The sequence below is a fragment of the Rahnella sp. ATs2 genome (genome assembly GCF_051851855.1).
Classification (GTDB): domain Bacteria; phylum Pseudomonadota; class Gammaproteobacteria; order Enterobacterales; family Enterobacteriaceae; genus Rahnella; species Rahnella variigena.
Map to the genome: position 1 here is coordinate 134,795 of NZ_JBLYPL010000002.1, position 24,739 is coordinate 159,533.

Consider the following 24,739-nt stretch of genomic DNA (forward strand, 5'->3'; position numbering starts at 1 on the left):
AGTGAAACGTGATTTTTTGCAAAAGCTTTCACGCTATAACTGCAGGAAGAAGCCAGGGAGGATAAAAGCTCACAGGCAGCACATCTTCTGATATGAAAAATTTTGCATGGACGATTTTGAAGGAGATCACAGTTTGAAAGGAAAGTTAAATATCCAGCAAATTGCCGACCAGACAGGGCTGTCAATCAGTACCGTTTCACGTGTTTTAGCCGGAAAAAATAACACCAGCAGCAAGGCGCGCGACAGCGTGCTTGAGTGTGCCAAATCTCAGGGCGTGCTCAATGGTCTTTCCACCGGCAGGCTGATGCTCAACAACATTTTGATTTTCGCCCCCGCCCGCGCTTTTGATGTGCGCAGCGATATTTTTTACTACAAGGTGATCCAGGGCATTCTGGCTGCCACCGCCCATCATGAAGTGCGTGTCCGCTACTGCGCGCTGGAGGAGGAAAACGCCGACGCCGCGCTGTTCATCGCCAAAATGACCGATCCTCAGACCGAAGCCATATTGCTGGTCGGTATAGACGACCCGCATATTCATCAGCTGGCGGCCGAAATGGGCAAGCCGTGCGTGCTGGTCAATTGCCATGACCGGCACATGCGTCATGACAGCGTCAGCCCGGACCATCAGACGATGGGCGATTTCGCCTGCGACTACCTGTTTTCTCAGGGGCATAACCACATCGTGACCGTACAATGCCTGCGTCGTCATACGATGGAACTGCGCCTGACCGGCATCAGACAGGCGTTTGCCCGCCATCATCTGACCTTCAGTGACAGCCAGCATTTGCTGAATACCTCAGGTTTCGGGGCGCAGGAAAGCGAACAGACGTTACTGGAATACCTCGATGGTTTACCGCCCGGCCAGCCGATGCCAACGGCGATCCTGGCCGGGGGGGATTTTATGGCTTCCGGCGTAGTCGCCGCGCTGGCAAAGCGAGGTTTCTCTGTACCCGACGATATCAGTGTGATCAGCACCGACGGATTCAATCTTGCTGAAATTCATGACGTACCGCTGACGGCGGTGCATGTGCCACGCGATGAACTGGGCGCTGAAGCTATTTCCCTGTTGCAACGACGTATGTTGCGCCCCGATGCGCCCCATACCACCCAGCTTTTACAGGGAAAACTGGTGGTGCGCGAGTCAGTCAGAAAAGCCAGCGGACGCGCCGTGACCTGTCATCCGCACACGTTGTATGACCCGCAGCCGGACAGATAAATCTCATCTTTAACAGACGAATCGCCCGACAGTCCTATACTGACCATTGACGACTAATCATTAGCCGTCTTTCAGTATCAGTCGGTCAGAACACCTTGCCTTCACCTTCGGGTGACTCTTGATAAGGAGATTCACGATGAATCACAGTTCAGCGAAGCGTTACAACAGCGTTATCCCACCATACATGCTCAACCGCATTATTGAGCACGGTTCAGAACCTCAGCGCCGTTGCGCGAAACAGACTCTGGTCCACGTCAATACGTTAATGGCTCAGCCTTATGCAAAACCGCAGAAGATTGTGACTGCCAAAGCGGGTCAGGTTGAGCGTGATATTTACGATGCCAAAAACACCACGCAACTGCCCGGTGAATCGGTTCGTAAAGAAGGTCAGGCCAGTAACGGCGATGTATCTGTTGATGAAGCCTATGACTATCTTGGTGTGACCTATGATTTCTTCTGGCAGGCGTACCAACGCAATTCGCTAGATGGCAAAGGGCTGGCGTTGCTCGGTACGGTTCACTACGACAAAGGCTATCAGAATGCTTTCTGGAACGGTCAGCAGATGGTGTTTGGTGACGGCGACGGTGAAATCTTCAACCGCTTCACTATCGCCATTGATGTTGTGGGACACGAACTTTCACACGGTGTGACGGAATCTGAAGGCGGTCTGAACTATAACGGACAATCGGGGGCGCTCAATGAATCCCTGTCAGACGTGTTTGGCTCGCTGGTGAAGCAGTTCCATCTCAGGCAAACCGCCGATAAAGCGGACTGGATCATTGGTGAGGGCTTGCTGGCAAAAGGCATTCATGGAACCGGCCTGCGTTCGATGTCACACCCCGGTACGGCCTATGACGATCCGTTACTCGGCAAAGATCCGCAGCCTGCCGACATGAAAGGCTATGTAAACACCCGCGACGATAACGGCGGTGTACATATCAATTCGGGGATCCCTAACCGCGCATTTTATCTGGCGGCCACTAAACTGGGAGGTAACGCCTGGGAACGTGCGGGTTACGTCTGGTATGACACGGTCTGCGATAAATCCCTGTCGAAAGATGCTGACTTTGTCGCCTTCGCTCAGCTCACTGTCAAAAACGCAGGCAAACGCTTTGACGATTCTGTCGCGCAAGCCGTTCGTGAAGCCTGGGAGCAGGTTGGAGTGATGTAAATGAAACCTTTAGATTCGCTGGAAAGTAATACGGTAATTGAAATCTACCGTGAGGGAGGGGTCGCTTTTATCCCCAAACTCAGCGGACCGCGACGGGTTGAGCTTTCAGGCATGAGTGATGACAAACGGCGGGAAATTTGCCAGCTCATCAACAAAGCTCTGCCTTATGCTCAGGAAAAAGAAAACGCCGGTCGGGGTGACCAGCGTTATTTCCGTCTCGAGATTTATTACGCGTCGGCAGAGCATTCCGCCAGTCTGGTGGTGATTATTCCCGAAACCGAGACTCCCGAAGAACTGGTGGATTTATGGAAACAGGCTCCGCCCGACGATCACTCTTGCGAATAGGGTCAACAGGGTGAATAGGTAAACGTTACCCGTTTTTTAGAAATCATTCCGTGCCCGTTTTGGCAGAAATAATCCACCGCGCCGCAGGCTTTCAGTTCCTGCAACGGTTGCTGACAATCCGGGCATAATGCCGTTTGCTGATAATCGGTATGGCACGCATCACAATGAAAGTGACCGCTTACCCAGCTCATCGGCTGGCCACAAACCGGACAGAGCGCATCCATCGTACTTCCTCTCTAAATGACGCCCAGCGTCCGCAGTAAATACAGACCCAGAGCCGTCGTGAAAAATGATCCCAGCGTCGTGACGGCAATAATATTGGCCGCCAGCGTAGCATTACCGCCCATCGCACGGGTCATGACATAGCTGCCCGCCGCAGTGGGTGTACAGGAAAAGAGAAATATAACGCCGAGCGCCGCGCCGCGAAAGCCAAACAGCCATGCACCGAAAGTCATCAGCGCGGGAACAAATATGACGCGTGAGGCTGAAGACCAGGCCGCCACGTTTGAGCTGCGAAACATCGCTTTCCAGTCGAGGCTTGCTCCGGCACACAACATCGCCAGCGGCAAAGCCATACCTGAAATAAAATCACCGGTGCTGGCAATCGTCGCCGGCATCGGTAAATGGCTGTACTGAAACGCCAGCCCGAGTACCAGACCAATAATAAGCGGATTAGTGACGATGCCATGCAGAATGGGTTTAAGGCCGATACGTTTGCCCTGCCCGCCTTTCAGGCTGCGGGTCAGCGTAATCACGGACAGCACGTTGAAGAGGATCACTGTGACCGCCAGATACATCGACCCCAGCGCAATACCCTCGCTGCCAAACGCCAGCGACGCATAAGCCAGCCCGGCAATACCGGTATTCGCTCGAAACCCGCCCTGCACAAAAATGCCGCGCTCACGCGGGTCTTTTACCAACTTAATCGCCACCAGTTCCAGCAGCAAAAAAGTCACGACGGTACCAAGTCCGCCATAAATGGCGAGCGGCAAGTTAGAACCCGAGGAATCATGCCCTTGTGCCACGCTGAAAAAAAGCAGGCAAGGTAAGGCGATATTGAATACCAGACGGCTGGCTTTCTCGTTAAAACTGTCATCCATCAGGCCAGTGCGGCGTAAAAACACGCCCAGCAGCAAGATCAATAAATTGGGAACCGTAACGCCAAACGCAAAACTCCAGGTCTGCCAGAACATCCAGCCAGCTCCTTGCGGGAAAATGAAGACAAAAAAATGGGGTACATTTTCATGCACCCCATTCGTTTAGGATTTGTTTTTCAGGTGCTGCATCAGACGTCGGCGCTTGCGCTGCTGGTGAGGAGAAAGCGAGTTTTTCTTGCCTTCATACGGGTTCTCACCTTCCTTGAACTGAATGCGGATTGGCGTACCCATCACTTTCAGTGAACGGCGGAAATAGTTCATCAGATAGCGTTTGTAGGAATCAGCCAGATCTTTCACCTGGTTACCGTGGATAACCACGATTGGTGGGTTATAACCCCCGGCGTGAGCATATTTCAGCTTAACGCGACGACCGTTAACCAGTGGTGGCTGGTGATCTTCAGCGGCCATCTGCATGATGCGGGTCAGTAAGGAAGTGCTTACACGCGTGGTCGCGCAGGTATACGCTTCGTTCACGGATTCAAACAGGTTGCCTACACCGCTGCCGTGCAGGGCAGAAATGAAGTGGATACGCGCGAAATCGACGAAACCAAGGCGCAGTTCCAGCTGGTCTTTCACCTGCGCACGCGCTTCTTCGTTCATGCCGTCCCACTTGTTGACGACAATCACCAGTGAGCGCCCGCTATTGAGGATGAAGCCTAACAGCGAGAGATCCTGATCGGAAATACCTTCGCGGGCATCGATGACCAGCATCACCACGTTGGCGTCTTCAATCGCCTGCAAGGTTTTGATTACCGAGAATTTCTCAACGGTTTCAGTCACTTTGCCGCGCTTACGCACACCGGCGGTATCAATCAGAACGTATTCACGCTCGTCACGCACCATCGGGATATAAATACTGTCACGGGTCGTGCCCGGCATGTCGTAAACCACGACGCGTTCTTCGCCCAGAATACGGTTAGTCAATGTGGACTTACCTACGTTCGGGCGCCCCACGATAGCCAGTTTGATTGGCAGAGACTGCGGGTCGAAATCGTCTTCCACGTCTTCAGGGATTTCATCGCCGGTGCCTTCCTGCTCAGCCCAGTAAGCGGCATTCGCCTCTTCTTCGGTGAGTTCGACTTCTTCCGGCTTTTCGCCCACGAACGGGATCAGAACGTGTTCGATAAGTTGCGTAACACCACGACCGTGGGAAGCGGCGATAGCATACACTTCGCCAAGGCCCAGCGAGTAGAAATCGCCGGTGGCGCTGTCCGGATCCAGACCATCAGTTTTGTTGGCGACCAGGAAAGTGGCTTTTTCACGGCTGCGCAAATGCTGGGCAATGCCCTGATCGGCAGGCATCAGGCCCGCACGTGCATCGACCATGAACAGCACGATATCCGCTTCTTCGATAGCGAGCAGAGACTGCCCGGCCATGCGGGTTTCAACGCCGTCTTCGGTACCGTCGATACCGCCGGTATCCACGATGATGAATTCATTACCCTCAATTTCGGCACGACCATACTTGCGGTCACGCGTAAGCCCCGGGAAATCCGCAACCAACGCGTCACGCGTTTTAGTTAAGCGGTTAAATAAAGTGGATTTACCCACATTCGGGCGCCCTACAAGCGCAACGACAGGTATCATTTTGAAGCCTCAGTTTTTTTAATATGGTGCAAAACGCAAATAGCGGGCCTGCAGAATTTCAATACAAACCACTATAATTCAAATTGTTACAGCGTAATCGGTTTATATCCGTTACGCAGATTTCAGAATACGAAACGGCCCCTGAGCAATTCAGGAGCCGTTTTAAAGCCCGGGATCAACCGATCTCAGAGCCTGACGCAGGTCGCGATATTAGCGGGTGAAGGAGTAAACTTCGCCACCTTTCGCCTGCACGACCAGCTTGTCACTGGCCACAATCGGTCCGCTCAGGAAGCCATCACTGTCAACTTTCTGCTGAGCCACAAAACGACCGTCTGTGGTGTTAATCCAGTGCAGATAACCTTCGGAATCACCGACCACAATGTAACCATTATACAACACCGGGGCTGTTAGGTTACGGTGCAATAATTCACTCTGACGCCACACGCTGACACCGCCCTGGGTATCAAGCGCCATCACGCGGTCATCCTGGTCAACCATATAGATACGGCCGCCATCAACGATGATGTCGTTGACTGAACCCACATCACGTTTCCACATGATCTGACCAGAACGAAGATCCATCGCCACCAGGCTGCCGTTATAGGCCAGTGCATACACAGTGCCATCAACGATAACCGGTGTGGTATCCACATCGCTCAGACGGTCAATTTCAGTTGTACCGGTAGTCTGAGAGATACGTTGTTGCCAGATCAGCTGACCTTCCTTCATCAGCACTGCGCTGACACGACCGTTGTCACCACCGACGATAGCCGCACCAAACGCCACGGCCGGAGCCGATTCGCCACGCAGGGAAAGTGTTGGCATATCGAGGTTAGCTGTCCACTGGATAGTACCATCGGACTCACTCAGCCCCTGCAACATACCGTTGCCGGTATGCACCAGCACCAGACCATCGCTGACGACAGGACGGGAAAGCGCTTCACCCGCAACTTTAGTCTGCCATGCCACTGTGCCGTCAGTGGTGTTCAATGCATACACCACGGCTTTCTCGCTGCCGACATACACATGGCTACCGGAAACCGTCAGGCCGCCAGAAAGTTGTGCTGAAATATTACGGGAGAGGAAGCCGGTCTTTTGAGACAGATTCACGCTCCATTTTTCTTTACCGCTGTCAGCGTCGAGTGCTTTAACCACGCCAAAACGATCAGCAGCATAAATAGTGCTGTCCTGCCAGGCCGGACGCAGGTTGGAGTAGAAATCGCCTACACCGTCGCCTACGGATTTGCTCCAGACTTTAGTCGGAGTAAATTGATTCTCAACTTTTGGCAGCGGAGACATTTTTACCACGTCTTCTTCGCTGTTAAACAATGAACAGCCACTCAGCAGGGCAACTGAAACCCATCCTACCAAGAGTGTTTTACGCAATTGCATCGGGGTTCCCCTTAGCTGGCTAAGTTGTTCAATTTCATACGCAGCATAGTTTGCAGCGTTTGAGAGGGTTTAGAATCGAGTCCTTTGCTGTAGGCTTCACGTGCGCCTTTTGCATCGCCTTTCGCAAGCAAAACATCACCACGGATGCCTTGCTGCATAGCCGCCCAGCCTTCACCCTTCACGCCATCTAACGTTTTGAGTGCATCATCAAATTTGCCTTGCTGCATCTGGATACGAGCCAGACGTAAATTCACCAGCGAACGTAAATTATCTTCTTTAGCCTGACCTTGTGCCTGGACTAACTGCTTTTCAGCATTCGCGAAATCTTTGGTCTCAACGAAATGATCAGCCAGTTGCAGGGCAGCAAACACCCCGTAATTATTGTCATTGCTCTGAGCAAACTTCTCGAGACTGGCCACGCCCTGTGCATTATTACCCGTCATCGACTGATTCGCTTTCTGGAAAGACGCAGAAGCTTCCGTCAGGGCTGAGTCCTGGTGACTCTGCCAGAAACGCCAGCCGCCCAGGGCTGCAATACCCAGAACAACGCCGATGGCCAGCGCTTTACCATTTTCGGCAAAGAAGCGACGTACAGCATCAACCTGTTCATTCTCAGTGGTATAGACTTCCACAGTGTCCTTCTCCTTAACCCAACATCGAAGCCAGACGCGAGGCGATTTCGCTCTGCGCCAGCGTTTCTTGTGTTCCACTTTGCAGGTCTTTTACTACAACCTGCTGATTAGCAACTTCATCTTCGCCTAATACCAGGGCAACGCGCGCACCCCATTTATCTGCACGGGCGAATTGCTTTTTGAAGTTACCACCACCGTAGTTAGTCATTACTTTCAGCTCAGGCAGCGCATCCCGCAATTTTTCAGCCAGTTGCATGGCCGCGCTTTGCGTTCCGGCACCGGAAGAAATCACGTAAGCGTCAACAGTTGCCGGTGCTTTGAAGTCCGGGTTTACGGCCTGAACCAGTAATACCAGACGCTCCAGTCCCATCGCAAAACCGACGGCAGGCGTTGCACGACCGCCCAGTTGTTCGACCAGACCGTCGTAACGACCACCGGCACAAACGGTACCTTGCGAGCCTAAGCTGTGAGTTACCCATTCGAACACGGTGCGGTTGTAATAATCCAGACCGCGCACAAGTCGCTGATTAACCGTATATGGGATACCAGACTGCTCTAAAAGTTCACACAGACCTGTAAAGTGTTCTCTTGATTCTTCATCAAGATAATCACCGAGTTCCGGTGCATCGTTTAATAACGCCTGAATATCCGGATTTTTAGAGTCCAGAACGCGCAGCGGGTTGCTGTACATGCGACGTTTGCAATCTTCGTCCAGCTTGTCTTTATGCTGTTCAAGGAAAGCCACCAGCGCGTCACGATAGTTGGCGCGTGCTTCCAGTGAACCGATAGAGTTCAGTTCCAGTGCGACATGTTCAGAAATCCCCAGCGCACGCCACCAGCGGGCTGTCAGCAGAATTAATTCTGCATCAACGTCCGGGCCTTGCAGACCAAAAACTTCCACACCCAGCTGATTAAACTGACGATAGCGGCCTTTTTGCGGGCGCTCGTAGCGGAACATCGGACCGATGTACCACAGACGCTGTTCCTGATTGTACAGCAGACCATGTTCAATACCGGCGCGCACGCAGCCCGCCGTACCTTCCGGACGCAGCGTCAGGCTTTCACCGTTGCGGTCTTCAAAGGTATACATTTCTTTTTCCACGACATCGGTCACTTCGCCGATAGCGCGTTTAAACAATGGGGTCTGCTCTACAATCGGCATACGGATTTCATTGTAGCCGTAGCTGCCAAGCACCTGTTTCAACGAACCTTCAATGCGTTGCCACAGTGCAGTGTCTTCTGGCAGGTAGTCGTTCATGCCGCGAATGGCCTGGATATTCTTTGCCACGTCAGTTCTCTATCGTTTTATAAAAAATGAACCCGATTATAGGGGCTTTATGGGCTGTGGTTCAACGCACAGACGCCATTACCCCAGTCGGGTTCAATATAATGCAGATGTACGCTGACACCCGCAACCGATGTTACTTTTCAAGATGATTGATAACGATACGTTTACTCTCATCCATCAGCGCTGCTTTGGCGCGAATTTTAGCTTCTAACTGGTCGATCATGTCGTTGTTGTCAAAGCGCTCTCTCTGACGAACACCGTCTTCGTAGAAACCGCTTTTGTTATGACCGCCGGTCACGCCCATAGTGGAAACCAGCGCTTCGCCCGGACCGTTAACCACACAGCCGATAATCGAAACGTCCATTGGCGTGATGATATCTTCCAGACGTTGTTCCAGCGCATTCACGGTGCCGATGACATCAAACTCCTGACGCGAACAGGTCGGGCAGGCAATAAAGTTGATACCACGGGAACGGATACGCAGTGATTTGAGGATATCGAAGCCGACCTTAACTTCTTCAACCGGATCAGCCGCCAATGAAATACGTAGCGTGTCGCCGATGCCTTCAGACAGCAGCAGCCCTAAGCCAATCGCCGATTTAACGGAACCTGCACGCAGGCCACCCGCTTCGGTAATCCCCAGATGCAACGGCTGAACAATCTGTTTGGCCAGCAAACGGTATGACTCAACGGCCAGGAATACGTCAGACGCTTTAACGCTGACTTTAAACTGGTCAAAGTTGAGACGGTCGAGAATATCGACATGACGCATCGCAGATTCCAGCAAAGCCTGCGGCGTGGGTTCGCCGTACTTTTCCTGGATGTCTTTTTCCAGAGAGCCGCCGTTCACACCGATACGGATAGGAATATTTTTGTCGCGCGCGCAATCCACCACGGAGCGGATGCGGGATTCGTTACCAATGTTACCCGGGTTAATACGCAGGCAATCTACACCATATTCTGCAACCTGCAGGGCGATGCGGTAATCGAAATGAATATCAGCGACCAGCGGGACATTAACCTGCTGTTTGATAAGTTTGAATGCTTCTGCTGCATCCATCGTAGGCACAGAAACGCGAACAATATCGACACCCACGCGTTCAAGTGATTTGATCTGTGCGACAGTCGCCGCGACATCTGTGGTGCGGGTGTTGGTCATCGATTGCACTGCAATCGGTGCTCCGTCACCTACAGGCACCTTGCCGACATAAATCCGGGTTGATTTGCGACGGGTAATGGGTGACTGGTTATGCATTACTTCACTCTCCATCGTTGCAATCGTCTGACAAACTGCCGATTACTCGGCAGCTAAGGTCAGGCGCGCAACACGGCTTGATTTTACAAAACGACTTAAATCAACCGGTTTGCCCTGGAACTGGATATCTACTGCACCCGGCGCACCGATTTTCAGTTTATACGGCGCAGTGCCCTTCACGCTGAAGGTTTCACCGCCTTTCTTCATGCCGCTGAACAGGGTTTTGCCTGATGCGTCATCAATCTGGAACCAGCAGTCAGCTTTAAAGGTAAAAGTGACCGCTTGTGGATCCGCACCCGCTGCCGCAGCAGTTTGTGCATCACCGGTTGGCAGACCGTTTTCAGCGGTGGCTGCTGGCTGGCTGGTAGAAACGGCAGCAGGTGCCTGTTCAGCTGGCGCAGTCGTCGTCGCTGGCGCACTGTTGGCGGTCGCCGCCGGTGCTGTGTTCAACGGAATGCTGTTCTGTGCTTGCGGTGCATTTGCAGCAGTCGCTGGCTCAGAAGCCGTATCGTCTGTGGTCGGTGCAGAATTTGCGTTATCGCCCAGAGGAATGGTCTGCCCCTGGCCGTTATCCTGATTCAGCTGTGCCGATGACTGATCGGCCATGGTTGCGATTTCCTGTTGCTGCGCCTGATGATTTTGCCACCACCACGCACCCGTCAGACCAACCACGACAAACACCACCAGCCAGGTAAAGCCCATCAGCCAGCCATCGCGTTTTTTGCGAGACTTACCGAGAGAGAACCCTTGCATTGACGCCACTTTAGGCACTTTGATCGGCGCTTGTTTACCGATCAGACCTAATAATTCTTCTTCAGGTACATGAACCAGCTTGGCATAAGAACGGAGATAACCACGCAGGAAAGTCGGCGCAAGATCGGCCGGCGTCGTTTCTTCTTCAATTTGGCGAATAGTCGAGACTTTCAGACACAGGCGTTCTGCAACGGCCTGATGACTAAGACCTAACTGTTCACGAGCCTGACGCAGACGTTCGCCTGTTGTCAGTTTTGCATTATTTTCTTGAGGGGCTTCAGTATTCATTGGCTAAGAACTGCTGGTACTGTTTAGATTGTGGATAACTACGCGCAAGTTGCTTACCGTAGCGTTGAACGCTATCCGGGTTGCCCGCTAACGCAGCGAATCGAATTTGCAACATGAGACTCTCAGCGGTGGCTGGCAGAACATGTTGATATACATCCAGTAAAAGTTTCGCCTGAGCGCGGTTCCCTTCCCCAAATTCTTTGGTTGCCTCAGTCAGCAAGGGTGCGCCTTTATCGGGATCAACTTTCAATGCCCGGCTCAGTAACACTCGCGCTTCCTCATTCTGATTGGCCTTCAGAAAACAGTAGCCTGCATTTTCCAGACTGTCAGCAACCTGACCGTAATCAGGCGCATTAGCTGCGGCGCTAAACTGCTGTTGTGCCGGTACATACTGCCCTAAACTACACAAAAACGCACCGTAATTATTTAACACCGTCCCATTTTGCGGCGCCAGCTTCAGCGCCTGCTGGTAGCGGCTTTCTGCGGCTTTCTGATTGCCGTTTTTTTGCTCGTAAAGCGCCATCCCCAGCTGCGTCCGATAATCCTGCGGCGCACCGTCAACGGCTTTCTGCAAATTCTGTTTTGCCGCGTCCATGTTCCCCTGATTCAGGTAAGCCATACCCAACTCGAGGCGCGTTTGTGCTGCGCCACTGGCCGGTTGCGACCCCTTAGGTGAACTGGAACAGCCTGCCAGCAAAGCCACCGACATGCCTGCAGCTATCAACATTTTCACACAGCCCTTCATTGTCATGCTTAATTCCCTTTACCCTGCCAGCGACAATAAAACAGCGGGCTTCGACGGAACACCGTGGCGAAGCCCATTGGGATCAGACGGCTTTTACGGAAATCTGTTGCTCGCCTGCCATTTTTTTCTTCAATGTACGTTTGGTACGGTCGATAACATCACCGGCCAGCTGACCACACGCGGCATCAATGTCATCGCCACGTGTTTTGCGCACGATAACTGTAAAGCCATAATCCATCAGCACTTTAGAGAAACGATCGATACGGCTGTTCGAGCTGCGGCCATACGGCGCGCCCGGGAACGGGTTCCATGGGATCAGGTTAATCTTGCATGGCGTGTTTTTCAGACGTTCTGCCAGTTCGTGCGCATGCTCGGTGCCATCATTGATGTGATCCAGCATAACGTACTCGATGGTGACGCGCCCCTGATTGGCGTTAGATTTGCCAATATAGCGCTCAACCGCTGCCAGGAAAGTATCGATATTGTATTTGCGGTTAATCGGCACGATTTCGTCACGAATGGTGTCGTTCGGCGCGTGCAGGGAAATCGCCAGTGCGACGTCAATCATATCGCCCAGTTTATCCAGCGCAGGCACGACGCCTGATGTGGAAAGCGTTACGCGACGTTTTGACAGACCAAAACCGAAATCGTCGAGCATGATTTCCATCGCCGGAACCACGTTATTCAGGTTCAGCAGAGGTTCGCCCATGCCCATCATCACCACGTTGGTGATAGGACGCGTACCGGCCACTTTCGCGGCACCGATAATTTTTGCCGCACGCCACACCTGACCGATAATTTCGGACACGCGCAGGTTACGGTTAAAGCCCTGTTGTGCCGTAGAACAGAAAGTACATTCCAGCGCACAGCCTACCTGAGAAGAAACGCAAAGCGTCGCACGGTCGCCGTCCGGGATATAAACGGTTTCAACCAGTTGTCCGCCTACCTGAATGGCCCATTTGATGGTGCCGTCAGTGGAACGTTGTTCTGAAGCGACTTCCGGTGCACGAATTTCGGCAACGCGGGCCAGCTTTTCACGCAGCACTTTGTTGATATCGGTCATTTGCTCGAAATCATCGCTGCAGTAGTGGTACATCCACTTCATGACCTGATCAGCACGGAACGGTTTTTCGCCCATGTTGATGAAGAACTCACGCATTTGTTTGCGGTTAAGGTCAAGAAGGTTAATTTTTGCGGCAGCAGGCGCGACAACGGCGACGGCTTCTGCGGAAGCTTGGGTAGTCTCAGACAAGGTTTGCTCGGGCGTGTTGAATTCTGACATGAAAAAATGGCCTCGTTGTTACACGTTATGGCGTATTGGAAGTGCAGAGCCGAATGTATCTTTATACATATATCTTTTACATATAGTGCAAACAGATGGCCTGCAAATAAATTGCGCCCCGAAGAGGCTGGCTCATTCGGGGCGCAACATTGTACAAATTTTAGGGCACGGTTGCCATGTTTGGTAGGTACCTGTTACAAAATTCTTGCGAATTTGCGGCACATCTTCCAGCAGAGCTTACCCAAAAATCTTAACGCGGGCAGATTTCGCTTTCGGTGAAGAAATAAGCGATTTCGCGTTGTGCAGATTCTACAGCGTCAGAACCGTGAACCGCGTTAGCCGTGAAGCTGTCAGCGAAGTCTGCACGCAGGGTGCCTGCCAGAGCGTTGTCCGGGTTAGTTGCGCCCATGATGTCACGGTTACGCTGAACTGCATTTTCGCCTTCCAGAACCTGAACCATGATCGGGCCAGAAGTCATGAACTCAACCAGACCGTCGAAGAAAGGACGGCCTTTGTGTTCTGCGTAGAAGCCTTCAGCTTGTTCTTTAGTCAGTTTCAGCATTTTTGACGCGATGATAGTGAAACCAGCGCGTTCGAAACGTGCGTAGATAGCACCGATGTCGTTGTTAGCTACGGAGTTTGGCTTGATGATGGAGAAAGTACGTTCGATAGTCATGAAAAAACCTCAGTCTGACTTTTATAGGTAGGGCCGGTTAATTTAATGTTATACCTGCCGTAAAATGGCGGTGATTATAGGGAGCGAAGTTAAGATTGCCTACCCGAATCACAACATTTAATTAAAAAAATGTGTGATTGATTCACTATCGAACCTAAACCGCCTATTTCCCTTAAACAAAACAAGGGCAAAACAGCGTTCTGCCCTGCTTTATCCCCTGATTTTATGCCTGACCGGACGACGGAATAATGTTACGCAACCAGCTTCCCCACTTGCGCTGGTAGAACGGCTGCGTGTGGCTGATCAGATAATGGCTGATACCGCGTTCCTTTTCGGAAACAATACAGAAATCCACCGGACGATCATCGGGTGACGTTTCGCTCGCCACATTCCCCGCCTCGCGGATCAGCGCATCGATTTCCTGCTCATCACCGTCAGCCTCAACACCAATTAACAGGTTTGGCTGATCGTCCACGGCTTTATCATGGATCAGCGCCATAAAGGCGCGGCGCACCGGCTTTTTCTGCGTGAACAGTGTGGTCAGCGCGTCGATCATAGCGGAAGGATATTCGTCCGGCTGACCAATCAGCAGCTGGCTTTCTTTATCCAGCACCAGCTCCGACGGCGCATTCAGTCCGCCATTGCTCAGCAACAGCGTGACTTCATTTGGCGTGAATTCTTTGCCGTATTCTGACTTGGGATTCAGAAACAATTCTTCCCCTTGTGTCATTTCAAACAACACACGGGCAGGCAGCGCGACAAACGCCTGCTCATCCGGGCTTTCACCGGCACTGGCTTTTTCCAGGACGTCTACCGAAGAAAAGAAAGGAATGATCGAACTGCCATCCTGCTTTTCCCAGTGCAAAATATTCAGTTCACTGCCTGCGGTGATCGCCACACTGCCCTGCTTTTCAGCGTCATCCTGCCCTGCATCACCCAGCACAAAAACGGTGGATTCCAGCAAAGTTTGATAAAACGCCGGACGCCATGCCGGTGCGGTGACAGAAAGGCGAAGCAGACGCTCCAGCTCGTTTTCACCGTCAGTCGCCGCTGCGCCAGCAGGAAGATGATCGTGTGGGACACTCATGATTCTTGACTCCGGTAGTAGTATAAAACGGGGCGCCGTTAAGCGCCCCGTTGTGCATCATGCATGCATTGCTTTCTGAAACTTACTTCGCTTTAGCTAACAACAGGTTAGCCACGGTACGCACACCCAGACCAGTTGCACCGGCAGACCACTGATCCGCTGCGCTTTTGCGATACGTCGCAGAACAGTCGATGTGCAGCCAGCCTTTCTTATATTCAGTGACGAAATGAGACAGGAACGCCGCCGCCGTGCTCGCGCCAGCAGTGTGCGCAGGACCGGCAATGTTGTTCAGCTCTGCAAAGTTAGACGGCAGATGTGAACGGTGGAACTCTTCCAGTGGCAGGCGCCAGAACGGTTCGTGTTCAGCTTTCGCGCTTTCCAGCAGTTCACCTGCCAGTGCATCGTCAAAGCTGAACAGCGCGTGGTAATCGTTGCCCAGTGCCGTTTTTGCCGCGCCTGTCAGTGTTGCCGCATCAATGATCAGTTCAGGATTTTGCGCAGACGCGTCGATCAGGCCATCGGCCAGCACCAGACGGCCTTCGGCGTCAGTGTTCATCACTTCTACGGTTTTACCGTTACGGTAACGGATGATATCGCCGAGTTTCAGCGCGTTGCCGCTGACCATGTTATCCGCGCAGCACAGGTACAGTTTCACGCGCTTGTTCAGGCCGTTAGCCGCCGCCAGCGCCAGAGCGCCAGTCAGGGTGGCTGCGCCGCCCATATCAGCCTTCATGGAATCCATGGAAGCGCTTGGTTTCAGGCTGTAACCACCGGTATCGAAGGTGATACCTTTGCCGACCAGACAGGCATAAACCGGGGCATCCGCGTCGCCGCTCGGGTTGTAATCCAGTGCCAGCAGTACCGGCGGACGGTCAGAACCACGGCCAACGGTGTGGATCCCCATATAGCTTTGCTGACGCAGATCGTCGCCTTTGGTAATGCGGTAGCTGACTTTTTCGTTGCCAAATTCACACATCAGATCAACGGCACGGGTCGCCAGTTGTTCAGGAGACAAATCTTCTGCCGGGGTATTGATGGTGTTACGCACCCAGTCGATAATTTTCAGGCGTTGTTTCAGCGTGTTCGCGTCATCTTCAGACAGTTCAGCCCATTCAACATTGCGTGCGCCTTTCGGACCACGGAAGCCCTGCCAGAATGCCCAGCTGTTTTCGAGATCCCAGCCTTCACCCGCCAGTTTGACGTTTTTAACGCCCTGACCGTCGATGCGGCGGGCAGCGCGGGAAATAGCCGTCAGCGCCTCGCCGTCTTTCAGGTGAATGGTCATACCGGCGGAATCCGTGCTCAGTGTTGCCTTTTCGCCCCAGCGTGCATCAGCTGGCTCAGAGGAAAGGAAGACGGACATCGCTTCATTGGTCGTTACTTCGGAACTCATAACAGGACTCCTGATTGTTTTTATCTTCAATGAATATTCATTATCAATGACAGGCAAATCACCCGTTCAGCGGGTGGCACTTCATTTCGTATAAACAGGGGGCAATTCACGCAGGCGGCGGACTGATTTCACCACCAGCGCAATCGCATAATCAATTTCTTCTTCCGTTGTCCAGCGCCCGAGGGAAAAACGGATTGAGCCATGTGCCAGCTCTTCGCTTAATCCTATGGCTCGCAAAACGTAGGAAGGTTCAAGGCTGGCAGACGTACAAGCGGAACCGGACGACACCGCCAAATCTTTCAGCGCCATAATCAGGGATTCCCCTTCAACATCAGCAAAACTGACGTTAAGAATGTTTGGCGCGGCATGTTTCGGCGTTCCGTTGAGAAACACCTGATCAAGCTGCTGAATGCCTTTCCACAAGCGATCGCGCAATGCGCTCAGACGCGCCACTTCGGCGGTCATTTCTTCTTTGGCGATACGATACGCTTCGCCCATTCCGACAATCTGATGCACCGGCAAGGTACCTGAACGCATACCGCGCTCATGACCGCCGCCGTGGATTTGCGCGTCTATCCGCACTTTGGGTTTACGGCTGACATACAGCGCCCCAATCCCTTTCGGACCGTAGATTTTATGCGCGGAAAATGACATCAGATCCACTTTCAGCTCACTGACATCAATCGCAATCTTGCCCACGCTCTGGGTTGCATCTACATGGAAAAGAATGCCATGACTGCGGCACAGCTCACCGATTGTCGCAATATCCTGCACCACGCCGATTTCATTATTTACCTGCATGATGGATACCAAAATGGTGTCCGGGCGCAGCGCCGCTTCAATCATAGCAGGAGGGATAAAACCGTCAGCCTGAGGCGCCAAATAGGTGACATCGAAGCCTTCAGTTTCCAGCTGGGCACAGGTATCCAGCACCGCTTTGTGCTCCGTCTGGCTGGTGATGATGTGTCTGCCTTTCTCACGCTGCGCGTGGGCCGCACCTTTAATCGCCAAATTGTCCGATTCTGTCGCGCCAGAGGTGAAGACAATTTCACGCGGGTCGGCATTGATCAGCTCGGCAATCTGGTTGCGCGCCACATCCACCGCCTCTTCGGCCTGCCAGCCAAAACGGTGAGAACGGGAGGCCGGATTACCGAAAGTACCGTCGAGTGTTAAACACTGCATCATCATCTTCGCCACACGCGGATCTGCAGGCGTGGTGGCAGAATAATCGAGATAAATAGGTAATTTCATGGCAGGTAAGCTCCGGACTGCGCGTTCGGCTTCGAACGAAAGAATTAAAAAAACGACAACCAGTTTAAAACGGGTTCACAGATTCTTAAAAGGGAAATGACACTTTGCGGGCACTAATCGGTAAGAATTGACGCCTGAAAAGCAAAAGCCCGCGGAAATCTGCATTTCCGCGGGCTTTTAGTAACGTAAAAATTCACATGCATCCCCTAAATCATTCGTGTCGCATCAAGGCGGCAACAGAGCAAATCCCCGGGAGCATACAATAGTATGTGACCGGGGTTTGCGACAGCAGCAAACGCCGGGGCGGCGCGAAGGATGACGGGGATTAGGCTCGAAGATTGACGTTGATAGTTTCCATCTGGCGGCCATTCGGCTGACGACGAATTTCACCGTTCTGACGGTCGGCCACTTCCAGGATTTCCTGGTTGTTGACCAGCTCTGCCAGTGTAATGTTGTTCAGGAAGCCGCTGATGCGCTCGCTGAGATCACGCCACAACGTGTGAGTCAGGCAACGTTCGCCATTCTGGCAGCCTTCTTTACCCTGACAACGCGTCGCATCGACAGATTCGTCAACGGCAGTAATCACTGCGCCAACCGCGATATCGCCAGAATCTTTGCCTAACAGATAACCACCGCCCGGACCGCGAACACTGGCAACCAGACCATTTTTGCGTAAGCGCGAGAAAAGCTGCTCCAGGTAAGAAAGGGAAATACCCTGACGCTCAGAAATGTCAGCCAGTGGTACTGGTCCTTCCTGTGAATGCAGTGCAACGTCGAGCATAGCGGTCACGGCATAACGGCCTTTGGATGTCAGTCTCATAGCATGGTTACCTGTTTAAAATGACTTAAAAATTCAATAGTGCGGAACATGCAAACGAGTCTGCCATTCCCGAGTAAAACAGTCAACTATTTAACCTACTGTTTTACTCAAGTATTACAAACCCGGCCATTCCGCACTAATTTTGTCATTCACGAACAACGCATAACCTTTTGATAAAAAAACTGAATACTGTTTTTATAAACAAATCCCTTCGCTTATTCTTTGTTGCTATTTGTCTTTTCAATCGACGTCAGGATGCCGCGCAGGATGTTTAATTCCTGAGATTCAGGTCGCGCTCGGGTAAACAGACGGCGTAACTTGCTCATCACCTGACCCGGATGTGCCTGACGAATAAAGCCGGTTTCCAGCAAGGTTTTTTCCAGATGCTGATAGAAACGTTCGAGGTCATCCACCAGCGGATACGGCGTTTCTTCGTATTCGATTTGCGGTTTTGCCGCTTCCAGCAACGCCAGATGCGCAACGCGCACTTCATAGGCAATAATCTGCACGGCCATTGCCAGATTCAGCGAACTGTATTCAGGGTTCGCCGGAATACACACGTGGTAGTTACATTTTTGCAGTTCTTCATTAGTCAGCCCGACGCGTTCGCGGCCAAACACCAGCGCAACCGGCGCGGTTTGTGCCGCTTTTGCACTGTGCTCACCGCATTCACGCGGTTCAAGCATCGGCCACGGCAGTGTGCGGGAACGCGCACTGGTGCCGATCACCAGACTACAACCGGCCAGCGCTTCATCAAGCGTATCAACAATCGTCGCATTACCGATGACATCACTGGCACCGGCCGACAAAGAGATAGCCTGAGAGTCAGGTTTTACCAGCGGATTCACCAGATAAAGACTTGATAAACCCATGGTTTTCATGGCACGGGCGGTAGAGCCCATATTGCCAGTGTGAGACGTTTCTACTAATACAATGCGGATATTGGGCAGCATAGGAACTCTTAGCCAGACGGAAAATCACAACAGCCTAACACAACGGTAGTTAATTTTCAGAACCCCTGCTATACTGCGCGCCGTTTCCCGTATTCCCGTTCTTTAACATCCTAGTTGGAAGATATCCATGCATCCGATGCTCACCATCGCCGTGCGCGCTGCGCGCAAGGCCGGTAACCTGATTGCCAAACATTACGAAACGCCAGACTCTGTAGAATCTACACAAAAAGGTACCAACGATTTTGTTACCAACGTAGACCGCGATGCAGAACACATGATTATCGATGTTATTCGCAAATCCTATCCAAAACACACCATCATCAGTGAAGAGTGTGGCGAGCTGGAAGGCGAAGACAAAGACGTACAATGGATTATCGACCCGCTGGATGGCACCACCAACTTCGTTAAACGCTTCCCACATTTCGCTGTTTCTATCGCCGTGCGCATCAAAGGCCGCACTGAAGTCGCGGTAGTTTACGACCCAATGCGTAACGAACTGTTCACCGCAACCCGTGGTCAGGGCGCACAGCTGAACGGTTATCGTCTGCGCGGTACTAACGCGAAAGATCTCGACGGCACCATTCTGGCGACCGGCTTCCCGTTCAAAGCAAAACAACACGCGACCAGCTACATGAATGTGGTTGGCAAACTGTTCACCGAATGTGCAGACTTCCGTCGCACCGGTTCTGCTGCGCTGGATCTGGCTTACGTGGCAGCTGGCCGCGTTGACGGTTTCTTCGAAATCGCCCTGAAACCTTGGGATTTCGCCGGTGGCGAACTGCTGGTTCGTGAATCTGGCGGCGTTGTGACTGACTTCGTTGGCGGCCATAACCACTTCTCGTCTGGCAACATCGTTGCAGGCAACCCACGCGTCGTTAAAGGTATTCTGATGACCATGCGTGATGAACTGAGCGAAGCGCTGAAGCGTTAATTTCGCCGGTTATTGATAGAAAGAAATACAAAGAAAAACGGACGTCCTTTCGGGCGTCCGTTTTTTTATATCTGCTGTTTATCCCATGAAGGTTACGCCCCGGAACTTATCCCCGGAAAGGCCCGCCGGTGATTGGCGAAACGTCTCCGCCGCCGGTGCTGTAGAGCAATATTCCTGCCACCAGCAATACCATCCCACCGGTCAGCGCCAGCAGCGACCAGGTGATCCGCTGCCAGGCCGCAGGCGTACGGGTTGCGCTCAGTTTCACCGCCAGCGCACGGCTGTAAAACACCAGTACGCCAATCAGCGAGACGGTCAGCGAGGTGCCGATGGCCATCGTAATGGCTGAAATCACGCCCCAGCTGTACACGCCAATCACTTTGGAAAACAGTAACACCATGATCGCACCGGAGCACGGGCGTAATCCCATCGCCAGCACTATTGCTATCTGTGTGCGCAAATCGCCGCCCGCCTGAAGTTGCTGATCACTCGGTACATGCTGATGTCCGCAGCCGCAATGTTCATCGTGGACATGTGTTTCACTGCCCATCGGCGACAGGCTGTGGATTTTCATTGCCGGTGCGGGACGCAAACTTTTTATCGTCTGCCACACCTGTTTCAGCGCTCGCCAGCACAGCAATAACCCAAGCAACATCACCAGAATGAAGCTGCCCCGCTCCATCCAGAAACTGCTCTGATGCAGCTGACGCGAGGAAAGTTGCAGCACGCCGAGCACTACGCTGACCAGCAATATCGCCACCAGTCCCTGCACTATCGCCGAGGCAAACGTCAGTTTCAGGCTGCTTTTCAGTCGCGAAGGATGGGTTGCCAGATACGTGGTGATGACAATTTTACCGTGCCCCGGCCCGATGGCGTGGATCACGCCATAAATCAGGCTGAAACCGGCCAGCGTCATGCCCGACTGCATCGGATTTTCTTTCACCTGCCGCAACAGCCCGGCCAGTTCCTGATGCAATTCCCGCTGCCAGATAATGCTGCTCAGCAAAATCCTCGGCCAGTAATGGATGAGAAGAAAAATGCCGCCTGCCAGCAACAACAGAAATATCGCCAGCGGCCACAGATCGCGCCATGACAGTGTTTTCGTTGGGGTGGAGATTAATGACATTCCAGCGTGACCTTCTGAGCAAATTGCTGACCAAGATCCATATCTTCCGGCGGGGCATCAGCCTTATCGAGAGACAGCGCGTAGTTTTGCAGCGAGGCATCAGGCTTGGGCGTAAACAGCGCCAGCGTGCAACGTTTTTCCAGCTCAGGCGGCAGATGCAGCGCGGTTTTATCCTTATAGGTCATATCGACAAAATACGAAGGATCGAAGGTAGAGAATTCCATCGGTTTACCGGCCAGTGCCTGAGGCTTCGCCAGCGGCAACACGAATTCCAGCACCGCCTGATCGCCTTTACGCGACAGCTGATATTCGCTGGGCAAATCGAGATATTTAACCGGTTTACCTTCGCGATAAAAGTCAGTGAAGTAATGCTGACTGAGCACCCGCGCCATCACTTCCGCCGCCAGTTTTTTCCAGATATCTGAACCGGGTTTGGCGTTCTGCGCGTCGTACAGCAAATCTGCGGATGTAATTTCGTCCATAGTCCATACCATTTTCAGCCCGGTCAACGAGGTGTCATTCGCCACCAGCGTCGTCTGCATATCAATGAAACTGTGCGGGTGCGCCATGACCGTGGCGGGCAGGCATAACAGCGCAACACCCAGCCATTTGCCGTAACGGGAGAAAGGCCGGTTCCGGGCCTGGGGTAACGTCATTTCCATATCAGCGCCATATATTGTTACTAAGTAACACTATTTTGCTGTGCATTTAAGCGGTCGTCAAAAATATCTGTGATCTGAGTTGTAAGCCGGAGTAAAACCCAATACCCGCGCCATAATGCGGGCTTTCGCTTTGCTATGCTTGACTAATAATTTCAGGCGATACCTTTCCGGCAGGTGATATGAATCCAGACAAACAGCCCTCCCCAGCGCTTTCCGCTACGCAACGCCGCTGCCATGTGTTGCTGATGCTGTACGCGCCGCTGACGGCAGTTCAGCTGGAGATCATCAGTGAAATCAACGGCGTCGGATTAACCACGACCTGGGAAGATCTGGCAGAAGTGACCTGCGAAATTCAGCGCATCCATCAGCTTGATGTACTGCAATACAGCGAAAAAGAATGCCGCATTCAGGGTGATACGCTCGCCCAGCGGCTGTGTTTATTTCAGGGATTACGCCGCACATTACGCATTTCACCGGACTTCGTTTCCCGCCATTTTATCCCCTGGCTGCACATCGCCTTCGAAGGCCAGACCTGCCCGAAGGCGGCACTGCGCACCGATATTCTGGGCATGATGCTCGAAGACTGCGGCACGTTATTACCCAAACCGCTGAGCGGTCATGACCGTCAGCTGATGCTGATTTGTCTTCAATACTGTCTGTGGCAGAACAATGATCAGACCGGTTTACGCTTTACCGAACAACAGCGGCGCTGGCTGCGCGAAAAGCCCGAATATACTGCCGCCCGTGAACTGTTTATCCAGTTACAGGAACTCAGTAACGGCCTGCTCGATGACTGCGAATGTGAGTTTTTCACCCTGATGTTACGAATGCTGAAAAACCACAGTTATCAGAGTTCCGGTTCGACGGAAGATCAGCGCCTGCTGTTAGAAATTGAAAATATGGTGGCGCGTTTTCAGGACATCGCCGGGATGAAATTCAGCAGCTACGAAGGGCTGGTCGGCCAGCTTTTCGCCCATCTGGGTCCGGCGATTGAACGCTGTCATTTCGGCATTGGCATCGACAATCTGATGCAGGAAGAAGTAAACCGCATGTATCCGCGACTGGTGCGCACCACCCGTGAGGCGTTGGCGGGGTTTGAGCACGAATATCTGATTACGCTTTCAGAGGATGAAATCGGATTAGTAGCGATCACCTTCGGCGCGTGGCTGATGCAGGGTAACGCCTTGCAGGAGAAACAAATTCTGCTGCTGACGCATGATAATCCTGAACTGGAAGAAGCGGTCGAACAGCAAATCCGCGAAGCGACGCTGCTGCCGCTGAACATTAAATATCAGACGCTGGCGGATTTCTATAAATTTGGTGCCCCGAGCGGCGTGGCGATGATTGTCACCCCTTACGCCACCCGCAGCACCGATGCCGATCCGCTGGTGATCCACACGCAGTTGCCGCTGGCAAAAGAGCAGCGAAAACGTATCCGCTCACTGCTCGAAGCCCCCTAGCTGGCTGACACCTCCGGCGCTGACGGCGTGACCTGCGGACGCAGGAAAATCGCCGGCACCACCAGCAGCGCCATCACCCAGAACAATCCCGCGTGCAGATGCTCGAACAGGAAGCCGGACACCATGGTCATCACCGCCACACCGCCGCCCATTGCCAGCGCGGAATACACCGATTGCAGGCGGATAACCTGATCTCGCGGACGCGCCGCGATAAACCGCATCCCCGCCAGATGGCAAACCGTGAAGGTACCGCAGTGCAAAATCTGAATCACAATCAGCCACGGCAATGCGGTAAATGCGCCCATCATGCCCCAGCGCACCACGCCACACACGGCGGATAGCAGCAACATATCGCGCGCCGACCAGCGGCTGAACAGCTGTTTACTGAAAGTGAAGACCAGCACTTCAGCGACCACGCCAAGCGACCATAAATAGCCGATGGTGGTCGAAGAATACCCGATGTCCTGCCAGTAAATCGCGCTGAAACCGTAGTATGCGGCGTGTGCGCCCTGTAATAACGTTACGCATAACAGGAACCGCCAGACCGGTTTTTCGCCGAGTAATGCTTTCCACGAAATGGCCGGCGCACCGCTGGTTCGCGGTTCTCCCACCGGTTTTACGCTTGGGCGCAGTAACATGCCAAGCAACATGGCTGCCACGCCTGCGGTCAGCGTATAGAGGATCGCGTTGTGTCCGTAGACCTCCACCAGTTTACCGGTGACCGCCGAGCCAATCACAAAGGCAATCGAGCCCCAGACGCGTACTTTGCCGTAATCCATATTGATCTGGCGTTGCAGCGTACCGGCCAGCGCATCGGTCAGTGGAACCAGCGGACCAAAGAACAGGCTGAAACCGGCAATGTTGATCATCAGCCACGCCCAGCCATTGCCGAACCAGAACCCGACGGCAAACGCCAGCGTGAGTAACGCGAGGATGCGTAAACCGGTGATGAGATGTGAAGGATCTTTGATGGAGGGCGAAATGATTAACGTGCCAAGAAAACGGGCGACTAAACCGGCGCCGAGCAACAGGCCAATGCTTTCGGAGGAAATACCTTCACCTTTAAGCCATAAGCCCCAGAAGGGAAGAAAAATACCGTAACTGAAAAAATAGGTGAAATAACTGAGTGCAAGCCAGCGCGTGGAACGCAATTCCATAAATCCTCCGGTGTGAGGCCAATACTTTGACAAAGCTCACAATCGCTAGCAATCCGCAGACGCTTTCATACTCCAGTAATGTCTGCCAGCTCACAAATTCTGATAGATGCCC

Annotated in this window: 24 protein-coding genes; 5 read left to right on the top strand and 19 right to left on the bottom strand. The window is 52.7% G+C overall.

What is annotated here, in order from left to right; genetic code table 11:
• The first annotated feature begins 133 nt into the window (after positions 1-133).
• The 3 genes from ACJY2G_RS02315 to ACJY2G_RS02325 all read left to right on the top strand — a co-directional run bounded on the left by ACJY2G_RS02315 (position 134) and on the right by ACJY2G_RS02325 (position 2,732).
• Positions 134-1,216: a LacI family DNA-binding transcriptional regulator gene (locus ACJY2G_RS02315; RefSeq protein WP_120161713.1), complete on the top strand. Its 1,083-nt coding sequence runs from the start codon at positions 134-136 to the stop codon at positions 1,214-1,216.
• Positions 1,217-1,352: 136 nt separating this feature from the next.
• Entirely contained in the window at positions 1,353-2,387 is a 1,035-nt protein-coding gene (locus ACJY2G_RS02320; protein WP_430320330.1) for a M4 family metallopeptidase, read from the top strand.
• Positions 2,388-2,732, top strand: a complete 345-nt coding sequence (locus ACJY2G_RS02325; protein WP_113875984.1) for a protealysin inhibitor emfourin — start codon at positions 2,388-2,390, stop codon at positions 2,730-2,732.
• A gap of 2 nt (positions 2,733-2,734) precedes the next feature.
• Here the strand turns inward: ACJY2G_RS02325 and ACJY2G_RS02330 are convergent, their stop codons facing one another.
• The 16 genes from ACJY2G_RS02330 to trmJ form a co-directional block, all read right to left on the bottom strand.
• Positions 2,735-2,956 (bottom strand): zinc ribbon domain-containing protein, encoded by a 222-nt coding sequence (locus ACJY2G_RS02330; protein WP_112288922.1) that lies wholly within the window; start codon positions 2,954-2,956, stop codon positions 2,735-2,737.
• A 12-nt stretch (positions 2,957-2,968) separates the two neighbouring features.
• The gene (locus ACJY2G_RS02335) at positions 2,969-3,925 is read right to left on the bottom strand and encodes an AEC family transporter (protein WP_120161548.1); all 957 of its coding nucleotides are present in this window, start codon (positions 3,923-3,925) and stop codon (positions 2,969-2,971) included.
• 66 nt (positions 3,926-3,991) lie between these two features.
• Positions 3,992-5,476 (bottom strand): ribosome biogenesis GTPase Der, encoded by a 1,485-nt coding sequence (gene der / locus ACJY2G_RS02340; protein ID WP_430320328.1) that lies wholly within the window; start codon positions 5,474-5,476, stop codon positions 3,992-3,994.
• 210 nt (positions 5,477-5,686) lie between these two features.
• On the bottom strand, positions 5,687-6,868 hold the full coding sequence (gene bamB / locus ACJY2G_RS02345) for an outer membrane protein assembly factor BamB (protein WP_120161547.1): 1,182 nt from the start codon (positions 6,866-6,868) through the stop codon (positions 5,687-5,689).
• An 11-nt stretch (positions 6,869-6,879) separates the two neighbouring features.
• Complete coding sequence (locus ACJY2G_RS02350) at positions 6,880-7,500, bottom strand: YfgM family protein (RefSeq protein WP_120161545.1); 621 nt, start codon at positions 7,498-7,500, stop codon at positions 6,880-6,882.
• Between the two features lie 13 nt (positions 7,501-7,513).
• Entirely contained in the window at positions 7,514-8,788 is a 1,275-nt protein-coding gene (gene hisS / locus ACJY2G_RS02355; protein ID WP_120161543.1) for a histidine--tRNA ligase, read from the bottom strand.
• Positions 8,789-8,921: 133 nt separating this feature from the next.
• Positions 8,922-10,043, bottom strand: coding sequence for a flavodoxin-dependent (E)-4-hydroxy-3-methylbut-2-enyl-diphosphate synthase (gene ispG / locus ACJY2G_RS02360; protein WP_120161541.1), 1,122 nt, complete (start codon positions 10,041-10,043; stop codon positions 8,922-8,924).
• 42 nt (positions 10,044-10,085) lie between these two features.
• Positions 10,086-11,084, bottom strand: coding sequence for a cytoskeleton protein RodZ (gene rodZ, locus ACJY2G_RS02365; protein ID WP_120161540.1), 999 nt, complete (start codon positions 11,082-11,084; stop codon positions 10,086-10,088).
• On the bottom strand, positions 11,074-11,811 hold the full coding sequence (gene pilW, locus ACJY2G_RS02370) for a type IV pilus biogenesis/stability protein PilW (RefSeq protein WP_430320327.1): 738 nt from the start codon (positions 11,809-11,811) through the stop codon (positions 11,074-11,076). Before pilW ends, rodZ begins: the two co-directional genes overlap by 11 nt.
• Before the next feature lie 100 nt (positions 11,812-11,911).
• Positions 11,912-13,111 carry a bifunctional tRNA (adenosine(37)-C2)-methyltransferase TrmG/ribosomal RNA large subunit methyltransferase RlmN gene (locus ACJY2G_RS02375; RefSeq protein ID WP_255563945.1) on the bottom strand — a complete coding sequence of 400 codons (1,200 nt, stop codon included), beginning with the start codon at positions 13,109-13,111 and terminating at the stop codon, positions 11,912-11,914.
• Between the two features lie 250 nt (positions 13,112-13,361).
• Positions 13,362-13,787, bottom strand: a complete 426-nt coding sequence (gene ndk / locus ACJY2G_RS02380) for a nucleoside-diphosphate kinase (protein WP_013574367.1) — start codon at positions 13,785-13,787, stop codon at positions 13,362-13,364.
• Positions 13,788-14,010: 223 nt separating this feature from the next.
• A complete protein-coding gene (gene sseB / locus ACJY2G_RS02385; RefSeq protein ID WP_120161536.1) occupies positions 14,011-14,874 on the bottom strand; it encodes an enhanced serine sensitivity protein SseB in 864 nt (287 codons plus the stop codon).
• An 82-nt stretch (positions 14,875-14,956) separates the two neighbouring features.
• On the bottom strand, positions 14,957-16,267 hold the full coding sequence (pepB, locus tag ACJY2G_RS02390) for an aminopeptidase PepB (protein WP_167459651.1): 1,311 nt from the start codon (positions 16,265-16,267) through the stop codon (positions 14,957-14,959).
• Between the two features lie 81 nt (positions 16,268-16,348).
• Complete coding sequence (locus ACJY2G_RS02395) at positions 16,349-17,518, bottom strand: IscS subfamily cysteine desulfurase (RefSeq protein ID WP_430320326.1); 1,170 nt, start codon at positions 17,516-17,518, stop codon at positions 16,349-16,351.
• A 325-nt stretch (positions 17,519-17,843) separates the two neighbouring features.
• Positions 17,844-18,338, bottom strand: coding sequence for a Fe-S cluster assembly transcriptional regulator IscR (gene iscR, locus ACJY2G_RS02400; RefSeq protein WP_101076364.1), 495 nt, complete (start codon positions 18,336-18,338; stop codon positions 17,844-17,846).
• Between the two features lie 215 nt (positions 18,339-18,553).
• Positions 18,554-19,291: a tRNA (cytosine(32)/uridine(32)-2'-O)-methyltransferase TrmJ gene (gene trmJ / locus ACJY2G_RS02405; RefSeq protein WP_112288933.1), complete on the bottom strand. Its 738-nt coding sequence runs from the start codon at positions 19,289-19,291 to the stop codon at positions 18,554-18,556.
• Between the two features lie 127 nt (positions 19,292-19,418).
• Here trmJ and suhB point away from each other — a divergent pair, with 127 nt between their 5' ends.
• The gene (suhB, locus tag ACJY2G_RS02410; protein WP_112288934.1) at positions 19,419-20,222 is read left to right on the top strand and encodes an inositol-1-monophosphatase; all 804 of its coding nucleotides are present in this window, start codon (positions 19,419-19,421) and stop codon (positions 20,220-20,222) included.
• 106 nt (positions 20,223-20,328) lie between these two features.
• Here the strand turns inward: suhB and ACJY2G_RS02415 are convergent, their stop codons facing one another.
• Both ACJY2G_RS02415 and ACJY2G_RS02420 read right to left on the bottom strand, forming a co-directional pair.
• Entirely contained in the window at positions 20,329-21,348 is a 1,020-nt protein-coding gene (locus ACJY2G_RS02415) for a nickel/cobalt transporter (protein WP_430320325.1), read from the bottom strand.
• Entirely contained in the window at positions 21,339-21,917 is a 579-nt protein-coding gene (locus tag ACJY2G_RS02420; protein ID WP_232829882.1) for a DUF1007 family protein, read from the bottom strand. The genes ACJY2G_RS02415 and ACJY2G_RS02420 overlap by 10 nt, the downstream gene beginning before the upstream one ends.
• Positions 21,918-22,189: 272 nt before the next feature.
• Between ACJY2G_RS02420 and csiE the strand changes: the two genes are divergently transcribed.
• Entirely contained in the window at positions 22,190-23,470 is a 1,281-nt protein-coding gene (gene csiE / locus ACJY2G_RS02425; protein WP_120161526.1) for a stationary phase inducible protein CsiE, read from the top strand.
• Here the strand turns inward: csiE and ACJY2G_RS02430 are convergent.
• Positions 23,467-24,627, bottom strand: a complete 1,161-nt coding sequence (locus tag ACJY2G_RS02430) for a 3-phenylpropionate MFS transporter (protein ID WP_120161524.1) — start codon at positions 24,625-24,627, stop codon at positions 23,467-23,469. The two genes, csiE and ACJY2G_RS02430, sit on opposite strands and share 4 nt — an antisense overlap.
• Between the last annotated feature and the right edge of the window lie 112 nt (positions 24,628-24,739).

Bases quoted from the DNA above. Each gene is read 5' to 3' on its own strand.
- ACJY2G_RS02320 (WP_430320330.1), top strand. From the start codon at position 1,353: ATGAATCACAGTTCAGCGAAGCGTTACAACAGCGTTATCCCACCATAC.
- ACJY2G_RS02325 (WP_113875984.1), top strand. From the start codon at position 2,388: ATGAAACCTTTAGATTCGCTGGAAAGTAATACGGTAATTGAAATCTAC.
- ACJY2G_RS02330 (WP_112288922.1), bottom strand. From the start codon at position 2,956: ATGGATGCGCTCTGTCCGGTTTGTGGCCAGCCGATGAGCTGGGTAAGC.
- ACJY2G_RS02335 (WP_120161548.1), bottom strand. From the start codon at position 3,925: ATGTTCTGGCAGACCTGGAGTTTTGCGTTTGGCGTTACGGTTCCCAAT.
- der (WP_430320328.1), bottom strand. From the start codon at position 5,476: ATGATACCTGTCGTTGCGCTTGTAGGGCGCCCGAATGTGGGTAAATCC.
- bamB (WP_120161547.1), bottom strand. From the start codon at position 6,868: ATGCAATTGCGTAAAACACTCTTGGTAGGATGGGTTTCAGTTGCCCTG.
- ispG (WP_120161541.1), bottom strand. From the start codon at position 10,043: ATGCATAACCAGTCACCCATTACCCGTCGCAAATCAACCCGGATTTAT.
- rodZ (WP_120161540.1), bottom strand. From the start codon at position 11,084: ATGAATACTGAAGCCCCTCAAGAAAATAATGCAAAACTGACAACAGGC.
- pilW (WP_430320327.1), bottom strand. From the start codon at position 11,811: ATGTTGATAGCTGCAGGCATGTCGGTGGCTTTGCTGGCAGGCTGTTCC.
- ACJY2G_RS02375 (WP_255563945.1), bottom strand. From the start codon at position 13,111: ATGTCAGAATTCAACACGCCCGAGCAAACCTTGTCTGAGACTACCCAA.
- ndk (WP_013574367.1), bottom strand. From the start codon at position 13,787: ATGACTATCGAACGTACTTTCTCCATCATCAAGCCAAACTCCGTAGCT.
- sseB (WP_120161536.1), bottom strand. From the start codon at position 14,874: ATGAGTGTCCCACACGATCATCTTCCTGCTGGCGCAGCGGCGACTGAC.
- pepB (WP_167459651.1), bottom strand. From the start codon at position 16,267: ATGAGTTCCGAAGTAACGACCAATGAAGCGATGTCCGTCTTCCTTTCC.
- ACJY2G_RS02395 (WP_430320326.1), bottom strand. From the start codon at position 17,518: ATGAAATTACCTATTTATCTCGATTATTCTGCCACCACGCCTGCAGAT.
- iscR (WP_101076364.1), bottom strand. From the start codon at position 18,338: ATGAGACTGACATCCAAAGGCCGTTATGCCGTGACCGCTATGCTCGAC.
- trmJ (WP_112288933.1), bottom strand. From the start codon at position 19,291: ATGCTGCCCAATATCCGCATTGTATTAGTAGAAACGTCTCACACTGGC.
- suhB (WP_112288934.1), top strand. From the start codon at position 19,419: ATGCATCCGATGCTCACCATCGCCGTGCGCGCTGCGCGCAAGGCCGGT.
- ACJY2G_RS02415 (WP_430320325.1), bottom strand. From the start codon at position 21,348: ATGTCATTAATCTCCACCCCAACGAAAACACTGTCATGGCGCGATCTG.
- ACJY2G_RS02420 (WP_232829882.1), bottom strand. From the start codon at position 21,917: ATGGCGCACCCGCACAGTTTCATTGATATGCAGACGACGCTGGTGGCG.
- csiE (WP_120161526.1), top strand. From the start codon at position 22,190: ATGAATCCAGACAAACAGCCCTCCCCAGCGCTTTCCGCTACGCAACGC.
- ACJY2G_RS02430 (WP_120161524.1), bottom strand. From the start codon at position 24,627: ATGGAATTGCGTTCCACGCGCTGGCTTGCACTCAGTTATTTCACCTAT.